This is a genomic window from Robbsia sp. KACC 23696 (genome assembly GCF_039852015.1).
In the GTDB taxonomy this organism is placed as follows: domain Bacteria; phylum Pseudomonadota; class Gammaproteobacteria; order Burkholderiales; family Burkholderiaceae; genus Robbsia.
Window position 1 is genome coordinate 217,211 of the sequence record NZ_CP156628.1, and the last position, 16,440, is coordinate 233,650.

The window sequence follows — 16,440 nt, forward strand, 5'->3', positions numbered from 1 at the left end:
TCGGGGCAATGCCCCCAACGTAAAAAAGCCCTTGAAACGTCTTCCGACGTTTCAAGGGCTTTTTTAGCGGGTCGCTATAGCGAAATCAGGGATTCACGCCGATGACCTTCGTCGCACCGGCTTGCACCGTCGCAGTTTGGGCCGGCATCGACAGGCCCTTCGTCGACATCGTCACCGGGACGTCCGGCATCGTCGTCGCTGCGGTCGGCTGCACTTGAGGCGTCTTCATCTGGCGGACGGCCGCGGCGGCTTCCGGTGTCAGATTCTGGTGATCGAGCTGCAATTCGAACGAGACACGCTGCGCCTTCTGTCCTTGCGCTGCATCGGCATGCAATTCGCTCAGGCGACGCTCGTACCAGTTGGTCACGCAGGCGGCGTCATGGCAGTTCTTCTGGCGCCATTGCCATTGCGCCACACGGCTGTCTTCCAATGCCTGACGATCCGGCGTCACGTCCATCGCATGCTTGTAAGCGGCGGACAACTGGTCGTCGAGGCGGGACAGGTAAGGCGTCTCGCACACGACTTTTTCCGAGAAGGACTGGCCTTTCTTGCAATCGAAGCTAGCGGCGTGAGCCGACAGGCTGGCACCAGCGGCCAGAACCAACGCGGCGCCCACGGCGCGGCGGATCAAAGCACCGCCATTGGCGGGCGAGCGAAGGAGAGTCGAGCGTTGCACTTGGATTCCTCATATTCGGTTTGGAGCGCGATGCTGCCAGACGTATAGTCGCTGCCGCAGCCTTAATCTCATCGACCGAATACTGGCGCCTTTTCCGCCATTCCTTACGAATCCTTTCCTGATGCGAGGCGGCCTGTCCCGCTTCCTGCACGCGTCGGCGCACGGCGCGATAATGGTTTGAAGACTTTTGCAGAATTCGCGCGTCAGCGGAGATATCGCCCAAGGCCGGCGCGCGCATGCCAATCGAAAGAGGAGTCAATGATGTCAACCGCACAAGCCAAGCCAGGCTATGACAAGCCGTTGTATATCCTGCCGTTCGACCATCGGTCGTCTTATATCAAGGGCATGTTCTCGCTAAAACCGCCGCTCACCGACGAGCAGCACGCCAAGGTAGCCGACAGTAAGCAGTTGATTTACGAAGGTTTTAAGGTCGCGCTGAAGCAAGGCGTTGCTGCCGGCGCCGCCGGTATCCTCGTCGATGAAGAGTTCGGCGCCGATATATTGCAGGATGCGGCGAAGCACGGTTTCCTGACGGCCGTGTCCACCGAGCAGAGCGGTAGCGAAGAGTTCGACTTCGAGTACGGGGAAGCGTTCGGCGCGCACCTCGATGCGGTGAAACCGACTTTTGCCAAAGCGCTGGTCCGCTATAACCCCGAAGGTGACGCGGACATGAATGCGCGGCAAACGGCGCGCCTCAAACGATTGTCCGACTTCTGCATCGAGAAAGGTTTGCCTTTCATGTTCGAGTTGCTGGTGCCGGCAACCGACGCGCAACTGGCCTCGGTCGGCGGCGATAAGGATGCCTTCGACGAGAAGCTGCGGCCCACGCTGATGCGTCAGGCGATCGAGCGTTTGCAGGACGATGGGGTCGAGCCCGCCATCTGGAAGATCGAAGGGTTGGACAGTAAGACGGATGCCGCGATGATCGTCAAGAGTGCCCGCCGCGACGGTCGCGACCGCGTGGGATGCATCGTGCTGGGACGGGGTGCCGATGCCAAGAAAGTGGGATTCTGGCTGAAGACCGCCGCCAGCGTCCCGGGCTTTACCGGTTTCGCCGTGGGCCGCACCAGTTTTTGGGATGCCGTTGCCGGCTATGAAAAGAACACGCTGTCGCGGGAGGAAGCCGCAGCGAAGATCGGCACGCAGTACCGCGAGTGGGTGCAGACTTTCGAAGCCGGTTTGAAGTAAGGCGTCTACTTTTCCCCGCCTAGATTTTTTGGCACATCTCCATCGCCGGCACGGTATCGTCGTGCAAGCGGCGGACGATCCGTGCCGGCACGCCGGCCACCGTGCAATGCGGCGGTACCGGCGACAGCACGACACTGCCGGCAGCCACTTTGGCGAATGCCCCGATCTCGATATTCCCTAGCACGGTTGCGCCGGCGCCAAGCATGACGCCATCGCGCACCTTCGGGTGCCGGTCGCCGCATTCCTTCCCCGTGCCTCCGAGCGTGACGTTCTGCAGCAGCGAGACATCGTCGCCCAATACCGCTGTTTCACCGATGACGATGCCGGTGGCGTGGTCGAACATCACGCCGCGCCCGATACGGGCGGCCGGATGAATATCGACGCCAAAACGAAGCGACGCGTCGTTCGTCAGCGTCAGGGCGAAGCCGGTGCGACCGGCATGCCACAAGCGGTGCGCGACCCGTTGTGTCTGCAGTCCGTGAAACCCTTTCTGGTTCAACACGACCTGGAGTGGCGACGGCGAGCTGGGATCGCGACCGATGACGGCGGCGATGTCGCGGGTGGCGGCGGCGAGAATCGCGCCATCGGCCATTTCCGCGGCGAACAATTCACGGAGCGCGGTCTCGGGAAGATCCGAGGAAGCAAGACGCGCCGCCAACGATGCCGCCAACATGTTCTGCGGCGTCGACCATTGCAAGATCCGGTGCGACAGTCGCATCGACAATAACGGCTCGGCTTCCGCCAACGCACGCGCTTCTTCGCGGACGCGGTCCCAGATCAGGCGAATGTCTGTCGCGACAGGTATGGCGTCCTTGCGGGCGTCGTCGAGGGTATGTGCGGTCATGGGGAGGCGGGCGTCGCGGGCGCACGGTCGGTTTGTGCCGATCGTCTACCCAGCGTTTCTCATATCAATATGCCGTATCGTCGCTTGTGCGGCGATTTGCGTCAATCGTATGAAAGGCAACCTTGTTTGGAGCAGGGTTGCCGGGCGCCCAGCCGAAGCCGCCGTAGACAAAGCGGAAGGCGACGCGCAAGCCGTCGGCAAGGGCGTCGATCCGCCCGATGCCATGCCCGTTACAATTTCACGAACGCGAGCAAATCCGCGTTGAGCACATCGGCATTGATGGTCAACATGCCGTGCGAGAAGCCGGGGTAGGTTTTCAATGTGCCGTGCTTCAGTAGCTTGATCGATTTAAGCGCGGCATCGGCGATGGGAACGATCTGATCATCTTCACCATGCAAGACGAGCGTTGGCACCGAGATCGCTTTCAGGTCTTCCGTTTGATCCGTCTCGGAAAACGCTTTGATCCCTTCGTAATGGGCCTTCGCGCTGCCGATCATGCCCTGGCGCCACCAGTTTTGGATGACGCCTTGCTGGACCGTCGCGCCGGGGCGATTGAAGCCATAGAAAGGACCGGTCGGCACATCGACGAAGAACTGCGCGCGGTTGGCGGCCAGCGCTTGTCGAAAACCGTCGAATACGTCGAGCGGTAGTCCCTCGGAATTGTCGTCGGTCTTGAGCATCAGGGGCGGCACGGCGCTGACGAGCACTGCCTTGGCGACACGGCCCGCCGGCTGACCGAATTGCGCGACGTAGCGGGCGACTTCGCCACCGCCGGTGGAATGACCGATGTGAACGGCATTGTGCAGATCGAGTGCTTCCACCACGGCAAACGCATCGGCTGCGTAGTGGTCCATGTCGTGGCCTTCCGAGACCTGCGCCGATCGACCGTGCCCGCGGCGGTCATGCGCAATGACGCGGTAACCGTGCTGCACGAAGAAGAGGAGTTGCGCATCCCAATCATCGGAAGACAGTGGCCAGCCGTGATGAAATACGATTGGCTGTGCGTCCTTCGGGCCCCAATCCTTGTAGAAAATCTCGACATGGTCTTTCGTCGTCACGTACGGCATGTTCATTTCCTGGTGTTTGTAGCGATTGGGAAAATAACGGACACTGCGAATTGGTGGCGGCTTTCGGATTACGCACTGACGCAAAGTATTATCGGAGATGGCTTGCAGCGTTGTCCATTTAATACTCCTGAAATATCTTGAAAATGGTCCGGCGGTGGGGGCTGCGACGCCGCTTTATGGCCTGGCGCGGCCGCTAGGCGAGACGCTCGTACGGCCTTTACACCTGCGGCTGTCCGCGATCCGCGGCGAGGTGCTGCGCCAATGCCAGGCCGATCTCGCGGGTTGTCAATGCCGCCACTTTAGGAGCAAAACCGAGGCAGATGAAGAGGGGTTTGGCTAATTTACGTTCCACAGATGTAGATAGTGGAAATTGTGCAGAGGAAGATTGTTTCGGATTTAAAGGAGAGGGAGGCGCGAGACTTTATCGGTCAGACTGGCGTCGTGGCGCTTTCCAGTACGGCGATCCAATGCATCGCGTGCTCTCGGTTATCCCCACACATTGTCGGTTCAGGCTGGAGCGATCCGCAAACGTCCGGCCGCTCCGGGTGGCCGAAAATCTTGCAGCGCAGCGCGCTATCGAGCTGAATGCATTTTTCGCCGGCAGCTTTGCCAAGCGGCATGCCGGGAATCGGACTGGAAATGGAAGGGGCGATGCAGCATGCGCCGCATCCGGGACGGCAATGCATGGTGTGCCTGGATTCGTTTGACCGTGGGATGGACGCATTATGCCAGAGTGCGAAACGCCCGATCTCGTCCGTCCCCGGGACGGAAAACTGGCCCGCCTGCATCGCCTGGGCCGCCGACCCGCGGACTATCGCAAAAATCCGATGCTGACCGGGCCCGCCATGTCCACCGACTGACCGCTATCCGTCACCATGCCGGTCGCGGTATCGATCGAAAACAGCCTGACCGAGCCGCTGCCTTGATTCGCGACGAAGATCCACTTCCCCGAGGCATCTATCTCAAAATCCCACGGCCGTTCGCCACCGGTCGACACGCGTTGTACCAGCGACAACGTGCCGGCGTCGGGGGCGACGCGGTAAACGACGAAAGTATGTTCGCCACGGTCCGCGACATAGACGAAACGACCATCACGACTGAGCGCGATCTCGGCGCCGCTTTTAACACCGTTGAACTGCGGGCTGCTGATCGGCAACGTCTGCACCAACGCCAACTGTCCGTGCGACGCGTCCCAGCGCAGCACCATCACCTCTGCACTGAGCTCCGTCAACAGATAGACAAACTGCCCGTCCTTGCCGAAAACGAGATGACGCGGACCGGTGCCGGGCGGCGCAACGAAGGGTGCCGGACCGCTCGCGGCACTATCGGTCAGCATGCGCGTGGCGCGATCGAAGCGGTAGACGAAGACGCGATCGGCGCCAAGGTCGGGCACCAGCACGTAGCGGCCGGAAGGATCCACGGCGGCGCTATGCGCGTGCGCGCTGGCTTGGCGGCGGTTCGGACCGGCCCCGGTTTCCTTTACCGTGGACACGAGCGAGCCCACGCTGCCGTCGTCGTTCACGGCGACGCTGACCAACGATCCGCTGCCATAGTTGGCGGCAAGAAATGTCATGGAGCGTTTGTCCAGCCACAGATAGGTCGTTCCCTTGGCTTCCGTGCTCACCGTATTGATTTTGCGCAACGTGCCGTCGGCCGGGTCGGCTGAAAACGCCGTGATGCTACCTTCGCTTTGCGTATGATCGTCCACCGAATACAGGACCGGAACCTTGGAAGCGGGCGCTTTATTCGCAACGAGCCATGTCGAGGCGAGACCCGTTTCAACGACACCGATGTCTCGCAATGTGCCGTCCGCGGCATTGAAGCGCAACGCGTGTATCTGATTGCTTTGGGTGCCCACGTAAATGATTTCGTCGGCGGCTTGCGCGGTCGTCGCCGCAGCGATAGGGCCGGGTGCGGAAGGGGCCGCGTCGGCGTACGCTAACGGTGCGAGTAAGAGGAGAGAAAACAGCGCAACGATCGTGCCGAACTTTTGTGTTTTCGTGCTTTGCAGGAGCTGCATCATTGCATTTTAAGGAGAGAGTGAGCGCCTCTCATCCTAGCCCGGCGGCGGTACACCGTCCCTGCACAAAACGCCGATTCGCTGGTGTTTTTCACGTGGGACCGTGGGGCAAGACTTTGTGATGCGACTGATTGCGCGCGGCGATGCGGAACTGGCTTGGCGCTTGACCCACTTCTCGACGGAAGAATCGGGTGAAGTAAGCAGCATCGCCAAAGCCGAGCCAAAAGGCAATTTGCTCCACCGACATATCGCCGAAAATCAAGGTGCGCTTCGCCTCGGTGATGATGCGCGCATGGATCATTTTCGTCGGGCTTTGGTCTGCCGCCGAGGCACACGCCGCACGCAATTGCACCAGTGATACGGCCATCATCGACGCATAGTCCTGTAGCGGCAGATTCTCGCGATAATGCTGATCGATCAGCTTCCGAAAGCGGTCCACCAGACGCACGTCGTTGCGCATCGCACCGTCGTTACGGCTCTGGTCCAAGCGGGCTTCCCGCAACAACATGAGCAGCAAGGTCGTCAGGACCGCTTCGATGCCCACGACTTGACCGACTGCCTCCGAATCCAGTTCCTGCTGTAATCTGCCGATCAGGTTGTAGAAAGCCATGCCGGCTTCGGCGGAGTGGGAGAGGGAGATGATACGGGGGAGGGACCAGAAAGCGATGAATTCGTGAAGCTTGGCGTTGACCTGTGTCAAATATGCTTGCTCGATGGTGACCACCCACCGGTCCGCATCCAACTCATAGTCGAGACCATGGACGCAGCCTGTCGGCAACACCAAGGCACAGGGGCCTTCGAACGGCACCCGATACCCTTCCAGATTCATGATGCCGTGCCCATTACGCACGAAGATCACTTGACCATACGCCGGATGCGCGTGAGGCTCCGTTTTCCAACGACCCCGGTCCGTCACATGACCTACATGCACGAACCAATCTTCGGCGTCGGGACGATCGACGTATAAACGCACATTCGGCACGGTGGTCAGTTTCTTCTTCGTAGTCCAATTCGCTTGAACTTTGGTGATCACACTCTCTGCCATAATTTGCCTTTCTCCGCGGTCCGGCTGATAAGGCGGGGGTCGCCGTTGCGCATATCGACATCAATCGCAAGGCCTACCGCTCGGGACTCGCTGTATTTTTGCACACCGGCAGCATGCGCGCGAGATGAGGCTTTCCCGAATAAAGCGGCCTTGCGCTTGGCCGGCGCGGCGCATCGCCGAACGTTCAGAAGCGATGCACGATGCCGAGCGTCACGCCGCGCGTATTGGCACCCGGCGATACGGCCACACCGGCGTAGTTCGTACCTGTTAGTGTGAAAGCCGCCTTGCTTCGGTTCTGAATAAAGCCGGCGGCGCCGTACAGCGTCGTCCGTGTTGAAAGCAAGTATTCGTAAGTTAAGCCGACTTGCTGTGCATTGTTTCCTTGCCCTGTACGGTCATGTTCATACGCATACATGGCCACCACCATATTCGCCGGATTGAGCATATACGAGCCGGACAATTGGTACGTATCGCGCTTGATGCTGTTATCGGTTTGACGTTCGTTGTGGTACGCGAGAAAGACCCGGGCCGCGCCAAAGCTCATCGACGTGCCGGCATTAAATATTTTCAGCAGCGATGTGCCGGTAGCGTTGCCCGCCTGCTCGTAGCCGGCCGCAATGTGGAAAGGACCGTTGATATATTTGACGGCGGCATTATAGAACTGTAAGCCCTGTGAAGGTTTGGTCGTGGTGTCGCGCATCGCGACCATGAACTGCGCGCTAAGGCCGTAATACGTTGGCGTGAAGTACGAGATCGCATTGGTCTCCCGCACCGTCAGGCTGTTGAGGCTATTCATCGGTGAGCCGATGCTTTGCACCGCGAGCGGATCGAGTTCCGGATTCAGGAAAATATATTGCGGCGTATTCTGCAAGCCCAGACGGACCTCGCCGAAGTGACCGGATAGTCCTACCCAGGCCTGCCGATTGAATGCCGCGGTGGCACTCGCGGCCGCCCCGGTCTCGCCATTGAAGCCATCTTCCAACTGGAAGTTGACATGCAGGCCGCCGCCGATATCTTCCGTCCCTTTCAACCCGAAGCGACTGGCGAAGAGTCCACCCGACACCGCGCGGACCGTGGCTTTCGCGCCGTTCGGGCTCTGGTAGTCGATGCCGTTGTCGATGACGCCATAGAGGGTCACCGACGACTGTGCATGCGCTGTGGGAAGCAGGCATGCAGACGCCATGCCCATTGCAAGAATGGCCAGTTTTTTCATTTTGTCTCCATCTTCATTTTTTTTATCGTTTGGTCGTCTTGATATCGACCAACAACCCGGTGCTACTTTAGGTTTACCCTGAGTCGCTTTAGCTCCGCGTGTCTCTTTGAGTTGATAGGAACATAGGGCACTGCGCGTGACACGTCCCTATACAAAATCAATATTCACTGGCATTTTTTTACAATCGTTTTTGCTCCTTCTGCCATGCAGCGCATTGCCTAAGAAAAATGCCAGTGAATGTCGTTTTTGTGTAAAGGCATGCTTGCCGTCATCCCCTAAGATCCTTTTCGACAGCAACCCTTGTGTCGCGGCTGTTTTTTTTCGTCGCTGCACGTTGTCGTCGACGAAACCGACGAGCGCTTGGTATCGCCCTCTCGCCGGTATCGACATAAAACGATCCCTAATAGAAAATAGGACGGAGACATGAAGAACGGAGTCAAGCGGGTACGCGTCCGCAGTATTGAACGGTGCCCTGTATCGCGCCGCGCCATATCATCAGTTGTACGAAGGTGTGCGATAGGTTCGGCAATGCTCTTTTGGCTGGTGGACGTTTGTCATGCGGATGATGGCGTCGCACCCAACACAACCACGACAACGCCCGCTCGATCCGAGGGCGCGAGCCAGGCAAGCAGCGAAGGAGCGCCCCCTGTTACGTGGAACGACACTTACCTAGGCTTCCGCTACGGTACCGATTTTCACTATCCGGGTGTTCCCGACAAAGTGGCGCAACGCATCGGCACGTTGGCGACGACAGGCGGATTCAGATTCGGTAGCTATTCTTTTAACGTCGATTACCTTGTCTCCAATGCGGCAAATCCCGAAGCGGGCACCTCGCACGAGAGCGCCACCGGTGGCGCGCAGGAGGTCTACAGCGTGGGTCGCGTGGAATGGAGCGCATCCAAGGTTCTGGGCCGTCCGATGCAATTTGGCTTCATTCGCGACATCGGCTTCACGACCGGTTACGAGTTTGGCACCAAGAACGATGCCTATGCCGAGGCCGCGCGCATGCTGGTCTTCGGGCCCACGATCGAGTTCGCCGTGCCGCGCGGATTTTGGAACGTCACGGCGGGCGTTCGGACCGAACACAACCACAATGGACTGACGAACACCGATGTCAGTTTCCACGCGGCATGGCATCTCGAAAGTGCCTGGATGGTGCCATTCCGGCTCGGGCCCGTGCCATTGGTTTTCAAAGGTTTCGCCAGCGTGACGGGGCCCAAGGGGAAGGACGGCTTCAACGTCAATACGACGACGGAATTCCTGACACGCGTCTCCGTGTTGGCGGACCTCGGCTCATTCGCAGGGCATCCGCGTGTGCTCTATGCCGGGGTTGGGTATGAGTATTGGCACAATATGTACGGCACGCCTTCGTCGGAAACGGTGAATACGAATACATCGGCGCCGATGGTCATGGCGGAGATCCATTTCTGATTGGAAACGACAAGGGGCAAGCGGCGATACGAGAGCAAGATCCCCGTATCGCCGTTTGCCCCTTGTTCCGCGCGACGGCGGCTTACGACGGGTCGGGAACGTATATCGGCATCGACTCCTCCCACAAGGTGTCTTCGATGGCGTGCTTATCCGAGCCGTCGGCATTCATCACCCAGTTTTGTCCATCGGGCTGAAAGCTGTTGTCGTATAGCGCCAGCTCGTCGCGGAAGCCGTAGGAGCCGGAGCTGTAACCGATGCGTCCATCATAGAGCCAGACGGCATGTCCCTGATTCGCGCCATCCGTGGTCAGACGCTTCAGGCCGCTGCCATCCGGCTTGATCGTGAACACGTCATAGTTGAATTTATTCGGATCGTTCGGGTTGATCTGCTTGCGCGTGAAGACGATCTTGCTGCCGTCAGGCGACCATCCCGGCAAGTTGTCGGCGTCCGTCGTCAAAATGGTCGTCGTATGCGTTGCCAGATCCAGTATGCGGAGTCCTTGTACCTTCTGGCTCCAGACGCGATAGACAATCTTTTTACCGTCCGGAGAATAGCTGGGGAATCCGGCATTGATCGTCCCGTCGGTCAAGAATTCCGGCTGCCCTTTCATGCTGCCGTCTGCCTTGACGCGCGCGATGCGGCCCGGTCCCGCGCCGCGCGTGAAGAACCAGTCACCGACGCCAAACGCGACCCATTGTCGATCCGGCGACCATGTCGGTTGGAACGCACCGGCTAAACCTTGTTTGATCATCACCGGATCCAGCCCGCTGCCGGCGGGATCATAGATCCGTTGATAGCCGGTGAAGTCGGGATTGATCGTCGCGATCGAGGAGTTGATGGCCTTCTCGGTATAGACCAGCTTCTGTCGGTCTTTCGAGAGTTGCGGGAAGACGTCGATATACGTGTATCGCCAATCGGGATCGAAGCTGAATACCGGCGTGCCGTTGGCACGGGCCGGACGGAGCGTGATCTTCTCGTAGACGATCTTGCGCCCGTCGGCGGAGTAGTGCGGCGATCGGATACCTGAATCGCTGGTCGAGCGGAAGGTGCCGGCCGTGGTGTACAGCCCTTCATGCGATCCGCCCTTTACGTGATAGGCGATCGTGTCGTCAGTCAGGTATTGGGGAAAGACCTTGAAGCCCGGCGTCGCGGTCAAAGTCGTGCGCTTCAGATCCGACACGTTGACTGCAATCAGTTGCGACTCGACCTTGTCGATGCCTTCGGGTCGGTGGGCACCCCACGTCGACTCTACCGGTGTTTCATAGAACACGACCTTTTTCCCGTCGGGAGACCACGATGGCGAGCCTTCATCGAAGCCTTCATGCGATGCAAGCTTTCGCCAGCCGGAGCCATCCGGCTTGATCATATAGATGCTGCCTTCCTGTGTGCGTTCCCATCCAACGGGCAGGTTGTGACCGCGCCAGTCGGAACCGATATCGGAAGATAGCGCAATCCACTTGCCATCCGGGGACCACGAGGGCCTGAAGAAGCTGTGCGGTTTGTTCGGATCGAACGGGATCGCACCCGTTACATTCTTCAGCGCACCGGTACGGATGTTCAACGTCCAGATATGGGTCGTACCGAACCCCTTCGCGCCTCGGCGCGACGAGACGAACGCAATGATATCGGGGTCGGCAGGGGAGACGGCTGCTGCATCGTCCACCGCGATGTGATGCGTCAGCTGCTTTAGATGTGTCCCATCGACGTCGACGCTGTACAGATTCGATTCACCCAGACCGTCGCGCTCCGATGTAAAGAAGACTGTCTTCCCGTCTTTCGAAAACGACGCGTGATAATCGAAGCCTGGCGTGGGGATCAGTTTGTGTTCGTCCGACCCGTCCGCATTGGCGATATATAACTCGGAGGTCACGGGGCCGATGCGGTTAAGCAGCGCGACGCCTTTGCTTGCAGTGGCGGCTGCGGCATCGCCGGCTGCGCTCAATGCCACGCTGCCGATGGCAAGGCATGCAAGCACATGCTTCACGATGTCATAGGATAAGGACAACGAAACGAATTGCGGCGTACGCGGGGTCAGGCGCGCCGTCGATGCGGATATACGGGGCACGGCATATGTCTCCAATTATTTTGCGTCACCGGCTGCCTTGAAAGCGCGCCGATGCGACAATTTATCGTTTCTTTTCGTCTTGATACAGTGGCGCTGCCGATCAGTCTGCGCCGCGCCAGTACATGAAGCCCATGCCTTCACCGGTGCCTGCTGCGGTACGCCAGCAAGGAACGTAGTCCACCAGGGTCATTTGCGCGCCGGTTTCCTCTACCGATTTCATCACGCTGACATACAACTTGATCTCGGACGTCCCGGATTGATAGGAGCGATCGTCCACGGCGGCCAAGCCGTCGTAATCGTATTCGGCCAGCATCTTCATGATCTTCTTGTCGAATTCCTCGTCGTTGACGAAGTGCGACAGGCCCCCCGATGCGAAAATTCCTACGCGGACATCGTCGGGCCAGGCATTGATGGCATCGCGCAGGACGCGGCCAAAGTCGATGCATCGCGCCATCGATGGCTGCGTAGGCGGATAGAAGCAGTTCATGATCACCGGGACATGCGGCGGCGGGTTGTCGCCCATGATCTGGTGATAGACGAAGCTGTAAGCATGCGGCACGACGGGGTAGTCGGGGAGCGGTTTCATCCAGACGTTGTCCGGCCAGGCGAACAAGTCGGTCAGATCGAAGTGTTCGCGCTGGAAGTGATCGATCAGAAAATGCGCCAAGGGCGGATGACATTTGTGCGTGACGTGATGGTCCGGCGCATAGACGGAGCGCTGCGGCGGTCCGTTATGGACGTCCTCGCCGGTGTATATCGCAATCGACGGCGAGAAATCGGTGAAGATTTCCTTTTGGTCTTTTCCCAAAATAATAGCGACGTCGATCTTGGCATCGCGATAGGCTTGGGCCATCGTGTCCAATGCCGTGCGGCAGCGTGCGGCGCGCGCCGTCCGTTCCTCCAGGGTGAGAAATGGGTCGAATGCGGCGCCGCGTTCTGCTTCCAGTTCCGGGTAGGTCCATGTCCGATTGCGGTACCACAGCTCGGGATTGTTTCTGTCCCGTTCTCCGTTTTTGAGCCAGTCTTCCGGCGCTTGCCCCAACATGCCGCTGTGCGGCACGGCCATCCCGAATACGATCTTCGCCATTTATAATTCCAGTCAAATAACACCGGTTTCACCGGTATCAATAAAGTGCGTGCGCTGATGCGAACGGCGATGCTTACGCTTCCCTCAGCTTGGCGTTGCCTTCCGTGACCTTGGGTGCCCATTCCGGGCGGAACATAAACACGGTGGTGACAGCGCCGATCAGCAGGAACACAAGGATCACCAGCATGGGCAGGTCATAGCTTCCGCTGACATGGAGGAGCCAGCCCGAGAGACTGGCCGCCACGCCGCCCGCCAGGCTGGTTGCCAACTGCTGTACGCCGGTTACCAGGCCGATAGCGGGTCGCGGGATCATCGTCAAGCGCGAGAGCACCAGGTTGTTCGCGGTGGCCAGTCCGAGCAAGGAGAGCGACAGCACGTTCCAGAACAGCGCCATGCCAAGCGAATGCGCGTAGGCGCCAAGCAAGACGGTGCATCCGCCGACAAAGCCGGCGATCGTGAACGCCTTCCGCACGAACGTCGCGTTACCGCCCCGGGCGATCAGATGGTCGGCAGCCCACCCTGCCAACACGGCGACAATCGCGATACCGGCAAAACTGAAGAAGGTGAAAAGGCCCGAATTGGCGATCGAAAGACCACGCTGTTCCACGAGATAGGCGGGCATCCACGTCATGCAGTAAAACGTGAAATAGCCGTAGCAGAAGTTCGTGATCATGCCGCCCCATACCACCGGACTTGCCAGAACACTGCCGAACGTCACCGTGCGGGCTCGCGTATCCGCCTGCACGCGGGCCGACTTGGAAGGGAAATCATTCCGCACGAGCAGTGACCAGGGAAGCAGCCAGATCAAGCCGACGATGCCGGTGGCGATGAACATTGCCTGCCAGGAGTAATGCACGATGAACCAGGCGCCCACTGGCGCGCCCAGTGCCGGACCGAATTTGTTGCCCATCGTGAGCACGCCCGCCGCCAAGCCGTTTTGGCTTTCGTCGAAGTTATTGCGGATCCAGCGGTAACTCGCGGGAATGACAATCGCCTCCGCCATCCCGATAATCAGCCGCAGCATGACGAGACTTTCCAGCGTGGTCACGGCGCCCATCAGTGCCGTGACGATGCACCAGAGGCCGAAGCAAATCGCATACGGAAATTTGACGCCGTAGCGGTCGGCCACCCATCCCATCGGAACCTGGAACAGGCCGTAGGACCAGAAAAAGGCCGAGTTGATCCAACCCCGGTCAACGTTCGTCAGCGCGAATCGCTTGATGAAGCTCGGGTCGGCCAGCACGCTGGATATGCTGGTGCGATCGACATACGAAATCAATACGCCGCTTGCCAGCAGGGCAAGGACGCCCCATCGGCTTGCGATGCCTGTGACGGCCGGCTTGCTTGTCTCCATCGATGTGTCTCCCTCTCCTGCATTTTGTCTAGGCTAGGGCGGCCGAAGCGTTTAAGCTTTTTTTTCGCCGCCCTGTACGCGTTATGAGCAGGGCATCAAACGGCCAGAGGGTCGACGAACAGCGAGTCGATCGACATGCGGCGGGGCGTCAGTTCTTGCTTGAACGCCGTTGCTTCCAGCGCCTCGATCGTCTTGATATTCGCTTGCATCCCGTAGGGCAGCGGGTCGTGCCCGACGATGTCGCGCAGCGCCAGGTATTTCTTGTCGCTTGCGGTGGTCGCTTCGCCGGCGTCGAGGCGTTGCAGCCATGCTTGCTTTGCCTTCTCGAAGGCGTCATAGATCGATCGGGCGATCCACGGATGCTCGGCGAGAATGGCGTCTTTCACGACGATCGTGCCGTGCATCGGATAGATGCCGGTACGCTGGTAGTACGCCTTTTCAGCAACGGCAGCGTTCGGGAATAAATCGGGATAATTCGCTTCCACCTCTTGCCAACCGCCCGTCGGTGCGCCGGTGCGACCGATGCCGGCGTTCGCTTCGAAGCCTGCAACCAGTTCTCCCTTGGCCATCATATCGGCGAGCGAGCTGCCGGCCGGTGCATGGATCACATTTTTCGGCAGCGTCAGCTGCGTAACGTGTTCTTCGTCATCCACGACCCAGGTAACTTTCGAGGAATCCAGGCCGTACTCATCGATCAACACCTGACGCGTCCAGACGCCCGTGGTCACCGAATAGGCCCGCACCCCTACCTTTTTCCCCTCCAGGTCTTTCGGCGTCTTGATGCCGGCATCCGGGCGCACCAGCAAGCCGCTATGGTGGAAGCGCCGTGTCACGAAGATCGGCAACGCTACGAACGGCGCGTTGTAAGCCCGCGCGATGATATAGGTGGTTGGCGCAAGCTCGCAGACATCGAATTCCACGTCGCGCACCATGCGACGGAACGCGCCGATCTGCGGCTGCACATTGACAAATTCGGCATCCACGCCTTCGATGGGAATGGTGCCGTCGCGCACTGCCGCCGTATGCGGGAAATTGGCAATCGCGATCTTGAGCGGTACTTTCTTAGTCAACTTCATCTCCTTTGCTGATTCGTCGCCAATGGCGGGTGCCGATCGGCACGCCTTGGACTTTTCGACGTTATGGGAGAAGGATAGGAGACCAGCCGACGGACGTCCCTATACAAATCGAACAATCAATTGCACTTTTGTCGGTGATCGAGTGATGGATCGACGCCCGACATTACCGGGCATTTCGAACGACGCGATACGGGACCCTAGGTGAAACCCGTAGTTACGCCCGCATTAGAACCGATTGGCAATGCCGAACATGATGCCGCGCGCAAACGCGCCGGGCGCGACGGTGACGCCGGAATAGGCGGTGCCGTTCAAGGAGTAGGCCGCCTGGTTCCGATTCTGAATGATGCCTAGCGCGCCATAGACCTTGGTTCTTCGGGAAAGGCTGTACTCGTAGACCACGCCCACCTGCTGTGCGTTGTTGCCGAGACCTCGCTGATCGTGCGCATAGGCGTACATCAGCGACAATTGATCGGCGGCGGTGAAGGAATACGATCCGGACGCCTCGTAGATGGCAAAGTTTTCGCTATGATCGCTCTGACGTTCGGAGTGATAGGACATATACACCCGGCCGTCGCCGATGCCCATCGACGCGACGGCGCTGACGATGCGCTGCAGCGACGTCCCAGTAGCATTGCCCTGCTGTTCATAGCCCCCGGCAAGCCGGAAGGGGCCATGCACATACCGTGCGGCCGCATTGTAGAACTGGAGTCCATCGGTGGGCTTGGTGGTGCTGTCGCGCATCGCGACCATGAACTGCACGGTCAGGCCGTACATGACCGGCAGAAAGTAAGCGATGGCGTTATTGGACCGGACGGTCTCCGCCATGAAGTTATCGAGTGGCGATGCAATGCTTTTCACGCCGGTGGGATCCATTTCATCGTTCAGCAGCAGGTACTCCGGTTTCTTCTGCCGACCGATACGAAACTCGCCCCAATCTCCGGCAAGGCCGACCCATGCCAGCCGGTTGAATGCATATCCCGCCGTCTGTTGCGCCCCGGTCTGTCCTGAAAAACCTTCTTCCAGCGTAAAATTCAACTGCAAGCCGCCCCCGAGATCCTCGCGGCCTCTGAAACCAAAGACAGTGGCATACAGGCCGCCGGACACCGCCCGAAACGCACCGCCATTGCCGCCGTTTTGGTATTCGATGCCGTTGTCTATCAACCCGTATAGGGTGACGGATGACTGGGCGTGCGCGGTGCCGAGCGCACAGGTGCTTGCCAAGAACAATGCTGCAGTAAAACGCTTTTCCATACAGTCTCCGTATTGATTTTTTGTATTTGAATCTGACAGCTAGGAAGGGTGCAAAACGCGCTTTTTGTTCGAATCGCATCGATGCACCCGGCCGGTATTGAAATCGTTATAAAATGAATATAG

The 16,440-nt window shown here is 59.0% G+C and carries 14 protein-coding genes; 2 read left to right on the forward strand and 12 right to left on the reverse strand.

Going from position 1 to position 16,440, the window contains the following annotated elements; translation table 11 throughout:
* Positions 1–85 precede the first annotated feature (85 nt).
* A complete protein-coding gene (locus ABEG21_RS22345; protein WP_347558759.1) occupies positions 86–676 on the reverse strand; it encodes a hypothetical protein in 591 nt (196 codons plus the stop codon).
* Positions 677–934: 258 nt separating this feature from the next.
* On the opposite strand from ABEG21_RS22345, the gene ABEG21_RS22350 reads away from it, so the two are divergent.
* The gene (locus ABEG21_RS22350) at positions 935–1,864 is read left to right on the forward strand and encodes a DUF2090 domain-containing protein (RefSeq protein ID WP_347558760.1); all 930 of its coding nucleotides are present in this window, start codon (positions 935–937) and stop codon (positions 1,862–1,864) included.
* 19 nt (positions 1,865–1,883) lie between these two features.
* Here ABEG21_RS22350 and cysE read toward each other — a convergent pair whose 3' ends face one another.
* The 6 genes from cysE to ABEG21_RS22380 form a co-directional block, all read right to left on the reverse strand.
* Complete coding sequence (gene cysE / locus ABEG21_RS22355; protein WP_347558761.1) at positions 1,884–2,708, reverse strand: serine O-acetyltransferase; 825 nt, start codon at positions 2,706–2,708, stop codon at positions 1,884–1,886.
* A gap of 230 nt (positions 2,709–2,938) precedes the next feature.
* Entirely contained in the window at positions 2,939–3,775 is an 837-nt protein-coding gene (locus ABEG21_RS22360) for an alpha/beta hydrolase (protein WP_347558762.1), read from the reverse strand.
* A gap of 428 nt (positions 3,776–4,203) precedes the next feature.
* The gene (locus tag ABEG21_RS22365; RefSeq protein ID WP_347559064.1) at positions 4,204–4,461 is read right to left on the reverse strand and encodes a YkgJ family cysteine cluster protein; all 258 of its coding nucleotides are present in this window, start codon (positions 4,459–4,461) and stop codon (positions 4,204–4,206) included.
* 125 nt (positions 4,462–4,586) lie between these two features.
* A complete protein-coding gene (locus tag ABEG21_RS22370) occupies positions 4,587–5,798 on the reverse strand; it encodes a lactonase family protein (protein WP_347558763.1) in 1,212 nt (403 codons plus the stop codon).
* 88 nt (positions 5,799–5,886) lie between these two features.
* A complete protein-coding gene (locus ABEG21_RS22375; RefSeq protein WP_347558764.1) occupies positions 5,887–6,828 on the reverse strand; it encodes a helix-turn-helix domain-containing protein in 942 nt (313 codons plus the stop codon).
* 196 nt (positions 6,829–7,024) lie between these two features.
* Positions 7,025–8,053 (reverse strand): porin, encoded by a 1,029-nt coding sequence (locus ABEG21_RS22380; RefSeq protein WP_347558765.1) that lies wholly within the window; start codon positions 8,051–8,053, stop codon positions 7,025–7,027.
* 528 nt (positions 8,054–8,581) lie between these two features.
* Here ABEG21_RS22380 and ABEG21_RS22385 point away from each other — a divergent pair.
* Positions 8,582–9,484 (forward strand): hypothetical protein, encoded by a 903-nt coding sequence (locus tag ABEG21_RS22385; protein ID WP_347558766.1) that lies wholly within the window; start codon positions 8,582–8,584, stop codon positions 9,482–9,484.
* Between the two features lie 82 nt (positions 9,485–9,566).
* Here ABEG21_RS22385 and ABEG21_RS22390 read toward each other — a convergent pair whose 3' ends face one another.
* The 5 genes from ABEG21_RS22390 to ABEG21_RS22410 all read right to left on the reverse strand — a co-directional run bounded on the left by ABEG21_RS22390 (position 9,567) and on the right by ABEG21_RS22410 (position 16,317).
* Positions 9,567–11,549 (reverse strand): hypothetical protein, encoded by a 1,983-nt coding sequence (locus tag ABEG21_RS22390; RefSeq protein WP_347558767.1) that lies wholly within the window; start codon positions 11,547–11,549, stop codon positions 9,567–9,569.
* 100 nt (positions 11,550–11,649) lie between these two features.
* Positions 11,650–12,636: a protocatechuate 3,4-dioxygenase gene (locus ABEG21_RS22395; protein ID WP_347558768.1), complete on the reverse strand. Its 987-nt coding sequence runs from the start codon at positions 12,634–12,636 to the stop codon at positions 11,650–11,652.
* Positions 12,637–12,709: 73 nt separating this feature from the next.
* Positions 12,710–13,990, reverse strand: coding sequence for an MFS transporter (locus ABEG21_RS22400; protein WP_347558769.1), 1,281 nt, complete (start codon positions 13,988–13,990; stop codon positions 12,710–12,712).
* 95 nt (positions 13,991–14,085) lie between these two features.
* A complete protein-coding gene (locus tag ABEG21_RS22405; protein ID WP_347558770.1) occupies positions 14,086–15,060 on the reverse strand; it encodes a PhnD/SsuA/transferrin family substrate-binding protein in 975 nt (324 codons plus the stop codon).
* Positions 15,061–15,291: 231 nt separating this feature from the next.
* On the reverse strand, positions 15,292–16,317 hold the full coding sequence (locus ABEG21_RS22410; RefSeq protein ID WP_347558771.1) for a porin: 1,026 nt from the start codon (positions 16,315–16,317) through the stop codon (positions 15,292–15,294).
* Between the last annotated feature and the right edge of the window lie 123 nt (positions 16,318–16,440).